Annotated in this window: 14 protein-coding genes and 1 tRNA gene; 1 reads left to right on the top strand and 14 read right to left on the bottom strand. The window is 65.6% G+C overall.

Features of this window, described 5'->3' with window-relative positions; genetic code table 11:
* Window positions 1-2 precede the first annotated feature (2 nt).
* On the bottom strand, window positions 3-680 hold the full coding sequence (gph, locus tag C0V82_RS01785) for a phosphoglycolate phosphatase (RefSeq protein ID WP_102110868.1): 678 nt from the start codon (window positions 678-680) through the stop codon (window positions 3-5).
* A gap of 86 nt (window positions 681-766) precedes the next feature.
* On the opposite strand from gph, the gene glmU reads away from it, so the two are divergent.
* On the top strand, window positions 767-2,119 hold the full coding sequence (glmU, locus tag C0V82_RS01780) for a bifunctional UDP-N-acetylglucosamine diphosphorylase/glucosamine-1-phosphate N-acetyltransferase GlmU (RefSeq protein WP_102110867.1): 1,353 nt from the start codon (window positions 767-769) through the stop codon (window positions 2,117-2,119).
* A gap of 70 nt (window positions 2,120-2,189) precedes the next feature.
* On the opposite strand, the gene C0V82_RS01775 is transcribed toward glmU, so the two are convergent.
* From C0V82_RS01775 to C0V82_RS01715, 13 genes are all read right to left on the bottom strand, one after another.
* Window positions 2,190-3,089: a tetratricopeptide repeat protein gene (locus C0V82_RS01775; protein WP_158659665.1), complete on the bottom strand. Its 900-nt coding sequence runs from the start codon at window positions 3,087-3,089 to the stop codon at window positions 2,190-2,192.
* Between the two features lie 374 nt (window positions 3,090-3,463).
* Window positions 3,464-3,880 (bottom strand): hypothetical protein, encoded by a 417-nt coding sequence (locus C0V82_RS01770; RefSeq protein ID WP_102110865.1) that lies wholly within the window; start codon window positions 3,878-3,880, stop codon window positions 3,464-3,466.
* A 12-nt stretch (window positions 3,881-3,892) separates the two neighbouring features.
* Window positions 3,893-7,021 carry an efflux RND transporter permease subunit gene (locus C0V82_RS01765; RefSeq protein WP_102110864.1) on the bottom strand — a complete coding sequence of 1,043 codons (3,129 nt, stop codon included), beginning with the start codon at window positions 7,019-7,021 and terminating at the stop codon, window positions 3,893-3,895.
* A gap of 9 nt (window positions 7,022-7,030) precedes the next feature.
* Entirely contained in the window at window positions 7,031-8,674 is a 1,644-nt protein-coding gene (locus C0V82_RS01760; RefSeq protein WP_102110863.1) for an efflux RND transporter periplasmic adaptor subunit, read from the bottom strand.
* A 70-nt stretch (window positions 8,675-8,744) separates the two neighbouring features.
* Window positions 8,745-9,179, bottom strand: coding sequence for a CopL family metal-binding regulatory protein (locus C0V82_RS01755; RefSeq protein WP_158659664.1), 435 nt, complete (start codon window positions 9,177-9,179; stop codon window positions 8,745-8,747).
* A gap of 156 nt (window positions 9,180-9,335) precedes the next feature.
* Window positions 9,336-9,563 (bottom strand): hypothetical protein, encoded by a 228-nt coding sequence (locus C0V82_RS01750; RefSeq protein ID WP_158659663.1) that lies wholly within the window; start codon window positions 9,561-9,563, stop codon window positions 9,336-9,338.
* Window positions 9,564-9,713: 150 nt separating this feature from the next.
* Window positions 9,714-9,789: transfer RNA gene (locus C0V82_RS01745), tRNA-Glu, on the bottom strand.
* A gap of 95 nt (window positions 9,790-9,884) precedes the next feature.
* On the bottom strand, window positions 9,885-11,360 hold the full coding sequence (locus C0V82_RS01740) for a hypothetical protein (RefSeq protein ID WP_102110860.1): 1,476 nt from the start codon (window positions 11,358-11,360) through the stop codon (window positions 9,885-9,887).
* Between the two features lie 226 nt (window positions 11,361-11,586).
* The gene (gene recJ / locus C0V82_RS01735; RefSeq protein ID WP_102110859.1) at window positions 11,587-13,386 is read right to left on the bottom strand and encodes a single-stranded-DNA-specific exonuclease RecJ; all 1,800 of its coding nucleotides are present in this window, start codon (window positions 13,384-13,386) and stop codon (window positions 11,587-11,589) included.
* Between the two features lie 191 nt (window positions 13,387-13,577).
* Window positions 13,578-14,552, bottom strand: coding sequence for a class II fructose-bisphosphatase (gene glpX / locus C0V82_RS01730; RefSeq protein WP_094457265.1), 975 nt, complete (start codon window positions 14,550-14,552; stop codon window positions 13,578-13,580).
* A gap of 106 nt (window positions 14,553-14,658) precedes the next feature.
* Window positions 14,659-15,957, bottom strand: coding sequence for a homoserine dehydrogenase (locus tag C0V82_RS01725; protein WP_102110858.1), 1,299 nt, complete (start codon window positions 15,955-15,957; stop codon window positions 14,659-14,661).
* 12 nt (window positions 15,958-15,969) lie between these two features.
* Window positions 15,970-17,199 carry an LL-diaminopimelate aminotransferase gene (locus C0V82_RS01720; RefSeq protein WP_102110857.1) on the bottom strand — a complete coding sequence of 410 codons (1,230 nt, stop codon included), beginning with the start codon at window positions 17,197-17,199 and terminating at the stop codon, window positions 15,970-15,972.
* A 223-nt stretch (window positions 17,200-17,422) separates the two neighbouring features.
* Window positions 17,423-17,869: a hypothetical protein gene (locus tag C0V82_RS01715; RefSeq protein WP_102110856.1), complete on the bottom strand. Its 447-nt coding sequence runs from the start codon at window positions 17,867-17,869 to the stop codon at window positions 17,423-17,425.
* Window positions 17,870-17,895: the final 26 nt, after the last annotated feature.

The following is a 17,895-nucleotide window of genomic DNA, read 5'->3' as shown; positions in this document are numbered from 1 at the left end:
CTTTAACCCAACCGCGCCAGCGCCCCCGGCAAATCCGCGAACCGGTCGATGATGATATCCGCGCCGAGGTCCGCCAGGGCCATGCGCGGATAGCCATAGGCCACCGCCACCACCGGCACGCCGGCCCCGCGCGCCGCCGCCACATCATTGGCATTGTCGCCCACCATCACGGCCCCGCCAGCCCCCACGCCCAACCGTTCCATAACGAACAGCAGCGGGTCGGGATGCGGCTTCTTGCGCGCCACACTGTCCCCGCCCGCCACCGCATCGAACAGCGCGTCCAGCCCCAGGTCGCGCAGCAGATCGACACTGATCCCCGCCGGCTTGTTGGTACACAGGCCCAGGCGATGCCCGGCGTTCTTCAGCGCCGTCAGCGTCTCCACCACGCCCGGATAAATACAGGACCGGTCCACGGGCAGCGCGCCATAGATCGCCAGATACCGCTCCGTCATCGGCCCCAGCTCAGCGGGTGTCAGGGCCGCACCTGTGGCGGCAAAGGCCTGTTCCACCAGCCGGCCCGCCCCGTCACCAATCATCTGATGCACATCCGACAGCGGCAATTCCCGCCGCCCTTCAGCCACCAGCAACCGGTTCAGGCCCAGGGCGATGTCGGGCGCGCTGTCGATCAGGGTCCCGTCGAAATCGAAGATCAGGGCGGGGAACCGTTCCAGGATGCTCATCGTCTCTGCCGCTTCCGCTTGGCTTTCACAGGGGTCTGTATGATACAGGGGGCCAGCTTAGACAAACTGCCACACGGCCCGCCACCATGTCCCATCGCCCGCTCGCCTGCATCATCCTTGCCGCTGGCAAGGGGACCCGCATGAAGTCAGCCCTGCCCAAGGTACTGCACCCGCTGGGTGGCCTGCCCATGGTCAGCCATGTGGTGGCGGCGGCACAGAGCCTGTCGCCGGAAAAGATCGTGGTGGTGGTCGGCCCCGGCATGGACAATGTCGCCGCCACCGTCGCCCCGCACCCGACTGTGGTACAGGAAAATCAGCTTGGCACCGGCGATGCCGTGAAGGCCGCACTGGGTGAACTGGCGGGCTTTACCGGTGATGTGCTGGTGCTTTACGGCGACTCGCCCCTGATCACCGCGGCCACTTTGTCGAAGATGGTCGCGGCCCGCAATGGGACCGGCGACCCGGCGGTGGTGGTGCTGGGCATGCGGCCTGCCGATCCCGGCGCCTATGGCCGCCTGATCCTGGGTGCCGATGGTGGCCTGGAAAAGATTGTGGAATTTCTGGACGCCACCCCGGATGAACGCGCCGTCACGCTCTGCAATGCGGGCTTCATGGCGTTTGACGGCGCGCGCATGGGCGCGTTGCTGTCGGGCATCGGTAACGCCAATGCCAAGGGCGAGTATTACCTGACCGATGCCGTGGCCGTCGCGCGGGCCAAGGGCTGGACCTGCGCCGTGGTCGAAGGTCCCACCGACGATACCGCCGGCGTCAATAGCCGGGCGGAACTGGCCGGCATCGAGAAGATTTTCCAGAACCGCCTGCGTCAGGCCGCCATGGCCAACGGCGCCACTCTGCTGGACCCCGACACCGTCTATTTCGCTGCCGACACAGTGCTGGGCCGCGATGTCACTGTGGGCCAGAATGTTGTGTTCGGCCCCGGCGTCACCGTGGAAGACGGGGTGGAGATCAAACCCTTCAGCCATCTGGAGGGTGTGATCGTGCGTGCCCGCGCCATCATCGGCCCCTATGCCCGCCTGCGCCCCGGTACCGATGTCGGCGAAGGGGCGCATATCGGCAATTTCGTGGAGCTGAAAAATACCCAGTTCGGGGCCGGCGCCAAGGCCAACCACCTGACATATCTGGGCGACGCCGATGTCGGCGGTGGCTCGAATATCGGGGCCGGCACCATTACCTGCAACTATGATGGCGTGCTGAAGCACCGCACCCGCATCGGCGCCAACGTCTTCATCGGCACCCATTCCACGCTGGTGGCCCCGGTGTCGGTGGGCGACGGCGCCTACACGGCGGCGGGCACGGTGGTGACCCGCGATGTGGCCCCCGACGCCCTGTCGATCGCCCGCGCCCCGCAAGAGGAAAAGCCCGGCTGGGCCTCACGTTACCGCGCCGCCAAGCTGGCCTTGAAGGCCAAGAAGAAGTGAGCACCGGAACATGAAAAAGGGCGGCGCGGAGATGATCCGCGCCGCCCTTTTTCATGATCTTACGAAGCGATCAGCCCTCGGCCGTTGCCTCTTCCGCCGGCTCCGCAGCAGCGGGAGCATCCGCCGCCGCCTTGGCGATCTCTTCCAGACGACCAAACAGTTGCGGCACGATGGGGCTGTCGGGGTGGGTCTGGCGATAGGTGTCGGCCAGGCCCTGCGCCTTGGCCAGATCGCTGCCGGCGATATGCACGATCAACCCGGCCAGTTGCGCATGGCCCTGGCCCACCTGCGGGGCGATGCGGGTGGCGGCCAGATAGGCCTCGGCCGCCGTATCAAAGCTGCCGGCCTCTTCATGCACGCGACCAAGGGCATAGACGGCTTCCGGCATGTTGGGCCGGCGGGCCAGACAGCCCTGGAAGGCGTTGGCCGCTTCCTGCAGCATGCCCAGACGGAACAGGCAGTTGCCGAAATTGAACAGCGGCTCCACCGCATTGGGATCGGCCTGTACCGCGCGCTGCCACGCCTCGGCAGCCAGCGGGATTTCGCCCGTCTGTTCGCGCACCAGGGCCAGCCCGGCCCAGGCGTCGCGGAAATTCGGGTCCAACTCGCAGGCGCGCTGCAGGCTCTCGATGGCCTCGTCCAGCTTGCCCTGCTGCGCCAGCGCCATGCCCAGGTTGTGGTGCGGCGGCGGATGATCGGGCTTCAGCGCGCGGGCCTTCTTCAGGGCCGCAACAGCATCATCCAGCTTGCCCATGCCCTGCAGCGTGGCGCCCAGGTTGGACCAGGCGACGCGCACATCCGGGTGGTCGGCATAGACCTTGGTGATCTTGCGCAGCGTATCCGCCGCTTCCTTCATGCGGCCCTGCCGATGCAGCTCCGTCGCCGCCCGCATGTCGGACGGGAAGCTGGAATACATCGCATCCGACTTGGACAAATCGGAAAGCTGACGGCGGCGATCTTGGCGATTCATCAAAAGGACCCGGATTTTGGTGGAACTCTTATGCTTCGGCCTTGATAGCAAGCCCGCTGGCAAAACGGAACCAAGGAACGGGGCATCAATCACGGTTTTCCACATAAAACAGGGCCGGCCCCCTGGGGAACCGGCCCTGCCTTCCATGATGACGCATGGACGATCCGCTTTGGCGGTGGACCCCGCCAGCGGACATCTTCCGATCAGCCGGCGAACGACCGGATGCCGGAGAGATCCGCGCGGGTCCGCAAAGTGGAACGAGACATCGGATCACCTCCTTTCTGTATGTTGAAACAACACCATGAAGATGGGTCAGGTTGGACCTCCCGTCAAGGGGAAATCATCCGACATCGGAAGTGTTTTGCCCCTCCCCCTCAATGCCCCGCATGCTCCCCGCCGGGTGCCGCCGGCTTCCACTCATACCGTGCTTGCACCGGCCCTTTGCCGGCCAGCGTCACCACGGTGGCGATGCGGGTGCCCACCGGCACCTCGCGGTCGATCTTGCCCGATAGGCTGTTGGGGCCGGCGGGGGCCAGGGTTACCTGCATCGGGGCACCCTCGATCAGCAGGGTGACGCTGCCCGTGGCGCCGGCGGTGTCCATGGGCTTGTCCTCCATGGTGTTGAGATAGACGGTCAGGACCTTGTCCTTGATCACCAGTTCCTGGTGCAGCGGGCCTGCATGCACCTGCATCCCGCCATGCACACCCACGGGCGGGGCATGGCCAAAGGCGGCGACGGGGGACAGGGTCAGCAGGGTGGCAAGCGCCAGGGTGGCAGCGTTAAACTTCATGATGATCACTCCTTAAAAGGCCTCGGCAACCTGGCCGGGCGTGGAAGGGGTGGCAGCCAGCAGCCGTTGCACGGCCGGGCCACCAAAGCGGGCGAACAGAAGCGGGGTCAGGACGGTGTCCAGCACAGTGGCGCTGATCAGCCCGCCAAAGATGGTGACGGCGACCGGGTGCAGGATTTCCTTGCCCGGCGCATCGGCCCCGATCAGCAGGGGGATGAGCGCCAGCCCCGCCGACAAAGCCGTCATCAGGACCGGCACAAGACGTTCCCGGCTGCCGCGCCGGATCATGGCTTGGCCAAACACCTCTCCCTCGATCCGGCAGAGATTGATGTAATGGCTGATTTTCAGGATGCCGTTGCGGGTGGAAATGCCGGCCAAGGTGATGAAACCCACCATGCTGGCCACCGACAGCGGCAAGCCCGCCAGCCACAGGGCCGCCACCGACCCGACCAGGGCCATGGGCACCGTCCCCATGATGATCAGCACGGGCACGGCGGAGCGGTAGCGGCTGTACAGCACCAGGAAGATCAGGGCGAAGGACACCGCCGACAGGGCGGCAATAGTCCGTGCCGCCTGTTCCTGCGCCTGGAAGGTGCCTTCCAGGCTGGCATGGGTGCCGGCGGGCATGGGCGTGGCATCCAGGACGGCGCGGATATCGGCCACAATGGCCGCCATGTCGCGCTTGCCGTCGCCATTGCCCAGAAGGGCCAGACGCCGCTGCCCATTCTCGCGCATCACCTCGTTCGGGCCATCGCCCTCACTCACCTCTGCCAATTGTGACAGGGGCACAGGGCCGACGGGTGTGTCGATGAGCACGCGGCCCAGCGCCGCCGGGTCCCGCGCCTCGTCCTTCAGGCGCAGGACGAGGTCGTGGCGGCGGTCGCCCTCGATGATCTCCGTCACCCTTTCACCACTGGACAGGCTCTGCACGGCGGCCAGAATAGCGGACGGGGTGATGCCATGGGCACGCGCCCGGTCGGGATCGACATCGACGCGAAGCTGCGGGATCAGCACCTGCTTTTCTATCTGCAAATCGACCAGGCCGGGAATGGTCGACAGTTTCTGCTGCAACCCACCGGCCAGCGCCCGCAGTGCCACCATGTCATCGCCATAAAGCTTCACGGCCAACTGGGCACGCACGCCCGACAGCATATGGTCCAGACGGTGGGAAATCGGCTGCCCGATATTCACCGTCACCGGCAAGCCGGAGAGGCGGGCCCGCACATCCGCCAGGATATCGGCCTTGGGCCGGTCGGATGGCTTCAGATGGGCGTCAATCTCCGATGAATGCACCCCCATGGCATGTTCATCCAGCTCCGCCCGGCCCGTACGGCGGGCAACCGACGTTACCTCCGGCACCTGGGCAAGCAGGCGTTCGGCCATGCGTCCGACCTCTGACGATTGATCCAGCGAGATGCCGGGTTGCAGCGCCATGCTGATGGTCAGGGTGCCTTCGTTGAAATCGGGCAGGAAGGCGCGCGGCAGGAACGGTACGGCGACCAGGGCAACCAACACCGCCCCCGCCACGCTACCCATCACCAGCGCCCGGTGGGCAAAGGCCCAATCGAGCAGCCGGTCATTGCCTGCCTTCAGTTTACGGACCAGCCAGCCATCATGTTCCACACTGTCCGCCAGTTTCGGCAGCAGGTAGTAGCAAAGCACCGGGGTGACCGTGATGGCCGTGACCAGGCTGGCCAGGATCGACACGATATAGGCAATGCCCAGCGGCGCGAACAACCGCCCCTCAATGCCCGACAGGGCGAACAGGGGCACGAAAACCAGAACGATGATGGCCGTGGCATAGACAATGCCCGACCGCACCTCCGTGCTGGCCGACAGCACGATGGACAGAACCGGCAGCGGTTCGGGGCGAAGCGCATTCTCCCGCAGACGGCGGAAGATATTCTCCACATCCACCACGGCATCATCGACCAATTCGCCAATGGCGATGGCAAGCCCGCCCAGCGTCATGGTGTTGATGGTCAGGCCCAGCGCCTTGAACACCAGCACCGCCACCAGAAGCGAGATGGGAATGGCCGTCAGGCTGATAATGGTGGTGCGGAAATTGCCCAGGAACAGGAACAGGATGACGGCAACGACGATGCCGGCCTCCACCAGCACGCGTTCAACATTATCGACGCTGTTCTGAATGAAATCCGCCTGACGGAACACCACGACCGGGGCTGCCACCCCTTCCGGCAACCCGGCTGTCAGCTCCGTCAAGGCCCGTTCCACGGCGCGTGTGACGGTCAGCGTGTCGGCATCCGGCTGCTTCTGCACCGACACCAGAACGGCGGTGGCGGCGTTCAGGCCGGCATCGCCCCGGCGCGGGCGGGCGGCATGGTCAACAGCCGCCACATCGCCCAGCACGATGGTGGCACCATCAATGGTGGCCACGGGCAGCTTGCGCAGATCATCCAGCCGGCTGGTCCGACCAACACCGCGCACCAGCAGCTCCTCGCCCCGCCGTTCCACGATGCCGCCGCCGACATTGGCGCCGTAATCGGTCAGTGCCGCGCGCACCTGTTCCAGGCTGACACCCAGCAGGGCCATACGGCCCGTGTCGGGGGCAACCCGGAACTGCTGTACCTCCCCCCCCATGGGAATGACCTGCGACACGCCGGGAATGGACAGGATGCGCGGACGCAATGTCCAGTCGCCAACATCGCGCAGGCGCATCGGGTCGATGCTGGCCCCCTGTGCGGGGGTCAGGGCCACCAGCATGATCTCCCCCATGATGGAGGAGATGGGACCCATCTGCGGCACGACCCCTGGCGGCAACTGCCCCGTCAGCAGCGACAGTCGTTCGGTCACCTGCTGCCGGTTGCGATAAATCTCGGTGCCCCAGCCGAACTCCACCGTCACCACCGACAGACCGGCGGAAGAGGTGGAGCGAACGCGTTCCACGCCCGGCATGCCGTTCATGGCGGTTTCGATGGGGAAGCTGACCAGCCGCTCCACCTCCTCCGGGGCCATGCCGGGGCTTTCGGTCATCAAGGTGATGGTGGGGCGATTGAGATCGGGGAACACATCCACCGACAAATGGCCCAGCGTAAACGCGCCATACAGCGTCAGAAGCAGGGCCGCGACCAGCACCATCAGCCGGTTGCGTAGCGAGGTGGAGACGATTGCCGTAAACATCGCCGCCCCCTATCGGATCTGGTTCAGAAGATTGGCGCCGCGCACCACGACCCGCGCACCCGCCTCAACCCCGGCGACCAGGCGGACGGCACCGGCCCCCGCCGGCTCCACCCGCACGGTACGCGGCGTGAAGCGCTGGGCCGTCTCATGGATCAGCACCGCCGGCAACCCGTCCGACCCGCGCACCAGCGCGTCGCGCGGAACCAGCAGCCCTGCCACGGGCGCACCGGCGGGCCGCGACAGGGTCAGCATGGTCCCCACCGCCGGCACCGACGGTCCCCAGGCGCCATCTCTGGCGCGCAGCAGCAGGCGCGTCGCGCCCGGTACCGGGGCCACCCCCTGCCCTGCCAGCGCCAGGGACACCGTCTTGGTTCCAACCTTGGCCGTCACCGTTGCCCCGTCCGGCAGCGGCCCGTCAAATGACAGGGCCTCCACCATCACGGCACCCGGTTCCGTTACCTCGAACACCAGGGTGATGTCGCGATCCTCGATCATGAGGCCGGGGACGGCGTTGCTGGTGCTGATCACCCCATCGATGGGGGATGTCAGGGCGACACGCTTGGCCACGGCGCGGGTCATGGCTTCACGCTCGCGCATCAGCCCATCCAGGGTGGCGCGGGCATCATCAATCTCCGCCTGGGCCACGGCGCCTTTCAGGTTGGACAGGCGGTTCCATTGCTGCTGTGCCAGCCGCACATCCTTGTCCAGCGCCGCCAGTTGCTGGGAAATGCCGCTGCCATCTTCGGCGCGCAGCACCAGCTCCACATAGCCCAGAACCTGCCCCGCCTTCACCAAAGTGCCCGGCAGGGGGAAGCCACCATCGGGCGGCATCAGGCGGCCCGATTGCGGGGCCTGGACCCGACCGGAACGGTTGGGATCATTGATCACCCGGCCCGTCAGGGTGACGGTGGGCGATACCTCCCCGCTGATCAGTTCCTGGGTGCGGATCGACAGCAGGCGCTGCGTGGCCTTGGGCACGAACAGGCCACCATCGGGAAGACGGCGGGGATTATTGCCCGCCACCGGCTCCGGTGCCGGCGCACCATGATCATGGCCTTCATGGGCCATCACCCGGTCGGTCGGCAAGGCCAGGGCCGCCAGCAGCAGCAGGGCCGGCACGGCACGGCGCGACCGCAGCGACAGCAGCGCCGCCCCCAGCACCATGCCCAGGATCAGCGCGCCTGCGACCCAGAGAATCGATGCCCAGCCGGTAGACGCCGCCACGACAGGGGCCGCCGCCGGCACCGTCAGCGTCCCGACCAGAAGATCGGCCACCCCATCTGCTGTGACCGTGAAGTTCAGGGCATGCTCGCCCGGCGTGGCCCAGGGGGCAGGCGCGCGGTAGGTGCCATCGGGTGCGGCAGGGACGGTCACCGGCTTGCCGCCATCGGCGGACATGGTGACGGCGGCCCCCATCACGGGGCTGTTATCGGCCAGCAGATCGATGAACAGGGTGATGGTCCCACCCTGCAGCAGGGCGACCATCTGCACATCCCCGCCATCAGCCTCCAGCGTGGGGACGGCGGTGGGGGACGGGGCCGGGGTGGCGGCGGCATCGGGGGCGCCATGGTCATGCCCTTCATGGGCGGATACGGCCAAGGCCGGGACCAGGAACAGGGCCGCCGCCAGCAACAGGCGCGACAGGATTTTCATGGGATGATTCCATCTGACAACGCAGAACAGGCACCGGCGGCGTCAACGCACGCGGGTGCAGCGGGGCGAGTCAGATGGTAAGCGGTGGGCGCGGATCGGGCGGTGTGGTCAGGCCCGCCGGATCGATGGCACGGCCCGGCAACAGCAGACCCGCCGGCACCGGCAGCGTCAGTGCCGTGGCCACCGGCAACCCGGTCCCGACATGGGCAGCACAACTGGCCGCACAGCCACAGGTACAGGCATCCTTGCAGCAATCGTCATCCATGCCCTGCCCATGCTTGTGCACATGGTCATGGGTGGTGGTGGCGGCCTTCTGCACGCCCTGCTGCTCGTGGCAATTGGTCTGGGCGACCATCTCGTGATGCTGATGGGCAGATACCGACACCGGCTGGCGGGCGTCATGATTCTCATGCGCCGATGCCGTCGCAAAGCCGAACAGGGCCAGGACCAGTGCCACAGCACCAGCCTTCAGCAACCCCGTCCAGAATGATGCGATACGGCGCATGGCCCTGCCTTTGGAAGCGATCGCTCCAAGATGGTCCGACATGACGGCATGCGCAAGGCCCTTAAGCGGCCCATAACAGCGTTTCATGCCGCCATGAAAAAAGGGCGGGAACCGCCTCTTGGCAGGTCCCGCCCTTCTTCTGGGATGCTGTTTTGTTCAGCCCCGGTCGCGATCACGATCGCGGCGCGGCGGCTTGGCTGCGCCCTCGGCGATTTCGGCCTTCAGGGCGCGGATACGCTCCGCCATGGTTTCCTTCAGGCCCGGCGTCGGCTTCGGACCAAGCGCGGCATAGGCCGCTTCCAGCTGCAACAGGGCCCGGCGCTTTTCGTCATCGTTGCGCTTCAGGGGCCGGTTGTCGCTGCGCTGTCCTTCCAAAGAACGCATGATCAATCCCTTGTTGAAAAAGCTAATGCTGGTTTGGCAACGAAAAAGCCCCGGCCTTTCGGCGCGGGGCTTTTTCCGTATCCGCCAAATGGTGCTCAAGTCATCCATCCGGCACCGCCACCGGAAACCAAGAACTCGTGTCTTGGAAGGTGGCGTCCCCAACGGGATTCGAACCCGTGTTACCAACGTGAAAGGCTGGTGTCCTAGGCCTCTAGACGATGGGGACGTCGTCGGTGGGCGGTTAATTAGCCGGACCGGCCGGGCTGTTCAAGCATTTTTTTTCACTTTCTTGCATAACGCCCATGCCCGACCCAACTTCGATCAATTCTTATAGCGATCGAGGGTCCGTTCGACACGATATTCCAGATCGCGGATAATGTTGAACGAGGGCAGGCCCTTAAGCACCTTCTGCACCCCGCGCAGATGGGCCAGCGCCACGGCATGCTTGGGTCGGGCGCGCAGATATTCGACGCGGAAATTGATCCCGATCTCCAGACGCTGCTCCAGATCGGCCTCCTTGGACCGCATCAGCCGGTCCTGGCCTTCCTGTTCCATCAGCTTCTTGACCGCCGTGAACAGGACGGTGGCGGCCTGGGCGATGCCCACCTCCTCCTCGGTCGGGATATGGGCCATGTCGGGTTCCAGCCGGACCTCGACGCCCTTCTTTTCCTGCAACGGCTTCACGGGCAGCACCACGACCGCATCCTGGATAGCGGCCATCAGGAACGTGTCCACGGCCTGCATCACCCGGCCCCGCGCCTCGGTCAGCAGCTTCTGCCATTCCGGATTCGGCTCAACCTGAACCTCCTCCGCCAGACCCTTGATCATCAGTTGCGCATCCGACACCAGCCGCGCGCAGGTCAGAAGCCAGACACGCCGTGCCATCACCGGCCCCGCCGACGCCTTGCCGATCTCCGACAAGGTCCGCGTCAGGTCGGAGAACAGGCGGGCGGGGATCAGGCGGGCCGGATGGTTGCCCGACACATGGCTCAGATCCTGCGACAGCATGCGGACCAGGCGCAGCGCCTGGAACGGCTGCATCAGCAGGGTCATCAGCCCGAAGAAGAAATACTCGACCAGATCGGCGCCCCGGTCATGGATGTTCATATAGGCGGTGCGCGCCGCCACCACGGACGCCGGCGTGAAATCGGCAATGCGGCCCGCCCCTTCCACGCCGGCCATACGGCGCACACGTTCCAGCGCGGGGGTCAGCTGGCTGTGCAGGCCCAGCAGCACCCCGATCTCCCGCATATCCTCCAACGCGCGATCCCCGCCCAGCATGGAGGACAGTTCCCCCCGCCTTCCATAGGATTTCTGCGCCTCGGCCAGCAGGGCGTTCGTCGCCTCGGCCGCCGCAATCACGCCCCTGTCGGCAATGGCCGGCAGATCGGACCATCGCTGCTCGCGCACGGCCTTGCCATACTCCCCCTCCAGCGCAGCCAGTGCGGCCCGATGTGGCGATGCCAGCAGCACCCGCCACCAGGGGTTCAGCACCTGTCGGGCCAGCGCACCCTTGCGCTTTTCCTCATGCAGGTCGCCGTCATAAAGGAAAATTTCCAGCGCGACGCAGATGGAACGCTGGAAGGTCGGCACGCGGGCCGGGCGCAGGTTGCGCAGGCGCGGGCGCAGCGTCTCCAGGATCTGTTCGTCGGTGGGGTCGCGGCGTTCGGCGGCGCGGGCCAGTTCCACCGCGCGGGCCACACGCAGCAGCGAATTCTCGTCCAGCTGTTCGAAATGGGCTTGAAGCTTGGAGACGGCGGAGGTGGGTTCGGGCGGCGTGACCGCCGTTTCCTTCATCTTACTCGCTTCCGGCCTTTCGACCGGCGCACCCGCCGCGCGTACATTCATGACACCGATCGCCCCACACAAAACCAACGCGACCGCCCTGCCCCGGCAGTGATGATGCAAGCGGCAACTGGGCGATGGGTGACTATATGCTATGCGGGGATAGCTGTCTTTAACGAATTGGCAATAATTTGTTAAAGACCGGTGGCGATTGAATGAATAGTCGCTCAGGTTTCCTTTATCCGGCGTTGCCGGAAACCGCGGCATCATCAATCAATAACTGTACGCCATCATTTCCGTTCCAGCGGTCGGGCCGTAAAGTCCCCGCCAGATGCATCGGTCGCCCGCCACTTTGCAGCAGGGCGGGACCCAGATCGCTGTCCATGGCGCGAAAGGCGATTGATTTCAACCGGCTGCCGTCATTGCCCGTCAGGATACAGCGCACATGCTTGCCCTCCCCGCCCACGACGTCGGCCTTGACGATGCGGGCGTCGGTGACGGCGAAGCGCGGTTCGGAATTGCCGGTGCCATAGGGGGCCAGCCGTTCCAGATGCCGCATCAGATCAGTATTGGCCCCGCGCACCGACAGCGCACCATCCAGCGACAAAGACGGCACCAGCGGGCCTGTATCCTCCAGCTGCCGGGCGATCCGTTCGCGCAGGAAAGCGCGCAGATCGTCGATCTTTTCCCGCTCCACGTTAAAGCCCGCCGCCATGGCGTGCCCGCCGCCGGCCACCAGCAACCCCGCCTGACGCGCGGCGATGATGGCCGATCCCAGATCGACACCGCGCACCGACCGGCCCGACGCCTTGCCCAGGGTACCATCCAGCGCCACCACACAGGCCGGGCGGTTAAACCGGTCCTTCAGGCGCGAGGCGACGATACCGATGACACCGGGATGCCACCCTTCCCCCACGGCCAGCACCAGTTCGGGACTGTCATCCACGCTGGTTTCCATCATGGCGATGGCATCTTCCAGCACAGACGCCTCAATGGCCCGGCGTTCGGCGTTAAACGCGTGCAGTTCCTTGGCCAGATCGGCGGCTTCTGCCGGCGACTCCGTGGCCAGAAGACGGGTCCCCAGATCGGCCCGGCCGACCCGACCGCCAGCATTCACGCGCGGCCCGATAATGTATCCGGCGTGATAGGCGTCCATCGCCTCGTTCACGCCCGCCACATCGGCCAGCGCGGAAATACCGATATTAGCGCGCTTGCCCATAACCCGCAGGCCCTGCGCCACGAACGCCCGGTTCAACCCGACCAGCGGGACCACGTCACAGACCGTGCCCAGCGCCACGATATCCAGCCAGGACATCAGGTCCGGTTCCGCCCTGCCATTGCTGTAAAAGCCCGTACCGCGCAGCAGCCGGTTGACCGCCACGATCAGCAGGAAGGTGACGCCGACGGCCGCCAGGGTCGATAGCGGCCCGCCCGCCGGTTCATCCATGCGGTTGGGGTTCACCACCGCCGTCACATCGGGCAGGCGCGGCTCGGCCTTGTGATGGTCGACTACCACCACCTCCAGCCCCGCCGCCACCGCCCCGTGCAGCGGATCGAAACTGGTCACCCCGCAATCGACGGTGACGACCAGATCGATGCCTCCTTCCTTCAGCTTCAGCAGGGCTGGCAGGTTCGGGCCATACCCTTCCTCGATCCGGTCGGGGATATAGACGCGCAATTCCCGGCCCACGGCCCGGAAGAAGCGGTTCAGCAGGGCGGTGGAGGTGGCACCGTCCACATCATAATCGCCAAAGACCGCCACCTTCTCCCCGTCGCGAATGGCGCGGGCCACGCGGTCGGCGGCCTTGTCCATGTCGCGCAGCACCGACGGGTCGGGCATGAAGGCACGCAAGGTTGGCGACAGGAACCGCTCCACCTCCTCCACCGCGACACCCCGCCCCGCCAGCAGGCGTCCCACCAGTTCCGGCAGGCCATGCGCCTGCGCCAGCGTCAGGGCCAGCCGGTCATCGCTGTTACGCGCCTTCCAGCGGCGACCGGTCAGGGAGCTTTCAACGCCGAGAAAGGCGGGGATGGTCATGGGGGTACCCGTCTCGAAACAATGAAACGATATAGCCATAAAACATCATCCCGGCGAAAGCCGGGACCCAGGGCCACATGAGCGAACCTTGCGGCAGCGTCGGTCGACGCAGCGTAAAGGTTTATGCCTGTGGCCCCTGGGTCCCGGCTCGTCGCCGGGATGACGATCAAACAGCAATCAGAAAAGCGAAATTACCGCTTCGCTTCCGGAATGAAGCTGGTCTTGGTGCGCAGGTTATGGTGCGCCTCGACATAACGCACCGTGCCCGACTTGGACCGCATCACCACGGAATGGGTGATGGCCCCGCCGGGGAAGCGGCGCACGCCGCCCAGCATGGGGCCGGTGGTCACGCCGGTGGCGCAGAACATCACATCGCCACGGGCCAGATCGTACAGGCTGTACTTCTTGTCCAGGTCGGTGACGCCCCAGCGCTTGGCGCGCTCACGCTCGGCATCGTTGCGGAAGATCAGGCGGCCCTGGAACTGCCCGCCGATGCAGCGCAGCGCGGCAGCGGCCAGCACACCCTCCGGCGCACCACCGGAACCCATATACAGGTCGATGCCGGCATTGGGCTGTGCGGTCGCGATCACGCCCGACACGTCGCCATCGCCGATCAGCATGATGCGGGCACCGGCTTCACGCACACGCGCGATCAGTTCGGCATGGCGCGGACGGTCCAGGATACAGACCACCAGTTCCGACACATCCGCACCCTTGGCCAGCGCCAGATTGCGCAGGTTGGTCTCAACCTTTTCGTCCAGATCAACCACACCGCCCGGCAGGCCACCGCCCACAGCGATCTTTTCCATGTACACGTCGGGCGCGTTCAGGAAGCCGCCGGCTTCCGCCATGGCAATGACGGCCAGGGCGTTCGGGCCGCCCTTGGCGCAGATGGTGGTCCCTTCCAGCGGGTCCAGCGCGATGTCGATCTTAGGGCCGTTGCCGGTGCCAACCTTTTCCCCGATATACAGCATCGGGGCTTCGTCGCGCTCGCCCTCGCCGATCACCACGGTACCGTCGATGGACAGGCTGTTCAGCGCCTTGCGCATCGCGTCCACGGCGGCCTGATCGGCGGCCTTCTCGTCGCCACGGCCCATCAGCAGCGACGCCGACAGGGCCGCCGCCTCGGTGACGCGGACCACTTCCAGCGCCAGATTACGGTCCATCACCAGGGAGAAATCGCCCTTCGGATTGCTCTTCTCACTCATTATCGTTCCCCTATGGCTGAGATCGGCGTCTTGTTGCCTGCGCCGTTCCTGGGTTGAGTGTGTATCAGAAATCCTCGATGCGGATCATGCGCGGCGGTTCCAGAACACTGTCCAACGACGCGATGGTGGCGAGCGCCTGCTGCATGGCGGCCTCGTCCGTGTCGTGGGTGGTCCAGACCACGGGCACCGCCTCACCGGGTGCCCGGCCGCGCTGCAGGAACGCCTCCATGGAGACATTCTGGTCGCGCAGCGTGGCCGCGATCTCGGCAATCACGCCGGGACGGTCGACCACCATCAGGCGGACATAGTAACGACCACGGCGGCGGCTCAGCGGGGCGGCCTTGGCCGGCTCCAGTGCTGCCGCCGGCACGCCAAAGGTCGGCGTGGAACGGCCACGGGCGATATCCACCAGATCGGCAACAACGGCGGACGCGGTCGGGCCGGCACCGGCACCGCGCCCCACGAGCACCACCTTGTCCACGAAATCACCATCGGCGACGACGGCGTTGAACACGCCATCGGTGGCACCACAAGGGCTGGTGATCGGCACCATGCAGGGATGCACCCGCTGCTCAATGCCATCTTCCGTCCGCCGGGCAATGCCCAGCAGACGGATGCGGTAACCCAGTTCCTGGGCATAGTTGATATCAAGGGCGGAGACGTGGCGGATGCCCTCGATATGCACCGACTTGAAATCGACATGCGCGCCAAAGGCGACGGCGGTCAGCACCGCCAGCTTATGCGCGGCATCCACACCATCCACGTCAAAGGACGGGTCAGCCTCGGCATAGCCCAGGCGCTGGGCATCGGCCAGAACATCGGCGAAATCGCGTCCCGTGGTCCGCATCTCGGTCAGGATGTAATTGCAGGTGCCGTTCAGGATGCCGTGGACTTCACGGATATTGTTGGCGGCCAGCCCTTCGCGCAGGCCCTTGATGGCGGGGATGCCGCCGGCCACCGCCGCCTCGAACGCCAGGGTCAGGCCGGCGGACTCGGCCTTGGTGGCCAGTGCCGCGCCATGATGGGCCAGCAGCGCCTTGTTGGCCGTCACCACATGCTTGCCGGCGGCCAATGCCGCCTCGACCGCCTGTTTGGCAATGCCGTCGGACCCGCCGATCAGTTCGACAAAGACATCGACATCGGGATCAACGGCCAGATCGGCCGCATCCTCGTACCAGCGGACATTCGACAGATCGACGCCACGGTCGCGGCTGCGGTCACGGGCGGAAACGGCCACCACCTGAATGGGGCGGCCCGTCCGCTTGGACAGCAGATCGGCATTGGCCGATACCAGCTTCAGAACCCCACCGCCGACCGTACCCAGGCCAGCGACACCAATACGCAAGGGTTTGCCATCAACCATCAGAATTGATCCTCACTCGACAGCGGCGGGTTCGGACGTGATGGGCGCGTTGATCTTGCGCGCCTTGTCCAGGAACAGCTTGATATTGTTGGTGGCCTGACGGATGCGCTGGGTGTTTTCCACCAGCCCGAACCGCACATGCGTATCGCCATATTCGCCAAACCCGATGCCGGGGCTGACAGCGACCTTGGCTTCCTGCATCAGGACCTTGGCGAATTCCAGGCTGCTCAAATGCTTGAACGGCTCCGGGATTTCGGCCCAGACGAACATGGATGCGTTGGGCGACGGCACCATCCAGCCGGCGGCGTGCAGACCCTTGATCAGCACGTCGCGGCGCTGCTTGTACATCTCGCGGATTTCCAGCACGCAATCCTGCGGCCCGTTCAGCGCAGCGGTGGCGGCCACCTGGATGGGCGTGAAGGCGCCGTAATCCACATAGGATTTGAACTTGGCCAGCGCGCCGACCAGCTTCTTCGAACCCACCCCGAAACCGACACGCCAGCCCGGCATGTTGTAGGTCTTGGACAAGCTGTTGAATTCCACGGTGATGTCGCGCGCTTCCGGGATCTGCAACACCGACGGCGGCGGATTGCCATCGAAATAGATCTCGGCATAGGCGATGTCAGACAGGATATAGATGCCGTGCTTCAGGCACAGATCCACGATGGGCCGGTAGAAATCCAGCGACACCGTCTGACCCGTCGGGTTGGCGGGGAAGCTGACGATCAGGGCCGTGGGCTTGGGCACCGAATGCTTGATGGCGCGTTCCAGCGCCGGCACAAAATCATCCAGGCCGTTATTCACGGGGATGTGGCGCAGGGCGGCACCGGCCAGCATGAAGCCGAACGGATGGATCGGGTAAGACGGATTCGGCACCAGGATCACGTCGCCAGGGCTGGTGATGGCCTGCGCCAGATTGGCCAGGCCTTCCTTGGAGCCGATGGTAACGATCGCTTCGGTTTCCGGGTCGATATCAACGTCGAAGCGGCGCTTGTAATAGGCGCTGATGGCCTTGCGCAGGCCGGGAATACCGCGGCTCTGGCTATAGCGATGGGTCTTGGGGTTCTGGACCGCCTCGATCATCTTCGCCACGATATGCGGCGGCGTCGGCTGGTCCGGGTTACCCATGCCGAGATCGATGATGTCCTCCGCGGCGGCCCTAGCTCGCGCCTTCATCGCATTCACTTCAGCGAAGACGTAGGGCGGAAGCCGCTTGATGCGGTGGAATTCAGTGTCGCTCATGGACCTGGGCACCGGGTTGAAAATGAAAGGGGCGAAATATGTAGCGCACCGCAACAGCCCCCCGCGACATGATTTTGCGCGGAGTGCGCGCCAATCTGCCATGAGCGGGCGGGATGGCGGGGTGGATGTGGGGAAGCCGTAGGTCAGGTCGAGCCGAAGGCGAGCCCTGACAGTATAGCTTTCAATCCTTCGCTGTCAGGGCTCGCCTGCGGCTCGACCTGACCTACGACCCCTCGGGCCTCGGCAGCGCGGGCGGCACCGGCGGTGGTGCGTCGGGCACGTCGGGCACATCCTCCGCCCGGCCACGCGGGTCGGTCGAGCGGGCGCGCAGGGCGTCGCCGGCGGCCTCCCCCTCGGCGCGGTCGGCCTGCAACCGGTCGATCAATGCCTGGCGTTCGATGGGGTTCGAGAATTCCTCCGGTCGGGCCGGAACGGAACCCAGATTGGCCCTGCCCTTGATCGACGGGTCGGCCCGGCGGATGGGCCGGGCACCCGTCAGGGCCTTGACGGGGTCGGCATCGGTGATTTCCGACGGTTTCGCAGGCGCCGGCCCGTCATCGAACACGATGTCGGGCACGGGCACCTGGGCGCAGGCCGACAGACCCAGCATGGCGGCAATGGCGGCCAGGCGAAGATGTCGGAGCGATACGTATGCAGCGGTGAAAATCATGGAGGGATCGTGTATGAAAAAAAGCG

The sequence above is a fragment of the Niveispirillum cyanobacteriorum genome (genome assembly GCF_002868735.1).
GTDB classification, from domain to species: Bacteria; Pseudomonadota; Alphaproteobacteria; order Azospirillales; family Azospirillaceae; genus Niveispirillum; species Niveispirillum cyanobacteriorum.
The sequence above is the reverse complement of the archived record's forward strand: the minus strand, read 5'-3'. Positions and strand labels throughout refer to the sequence as shown.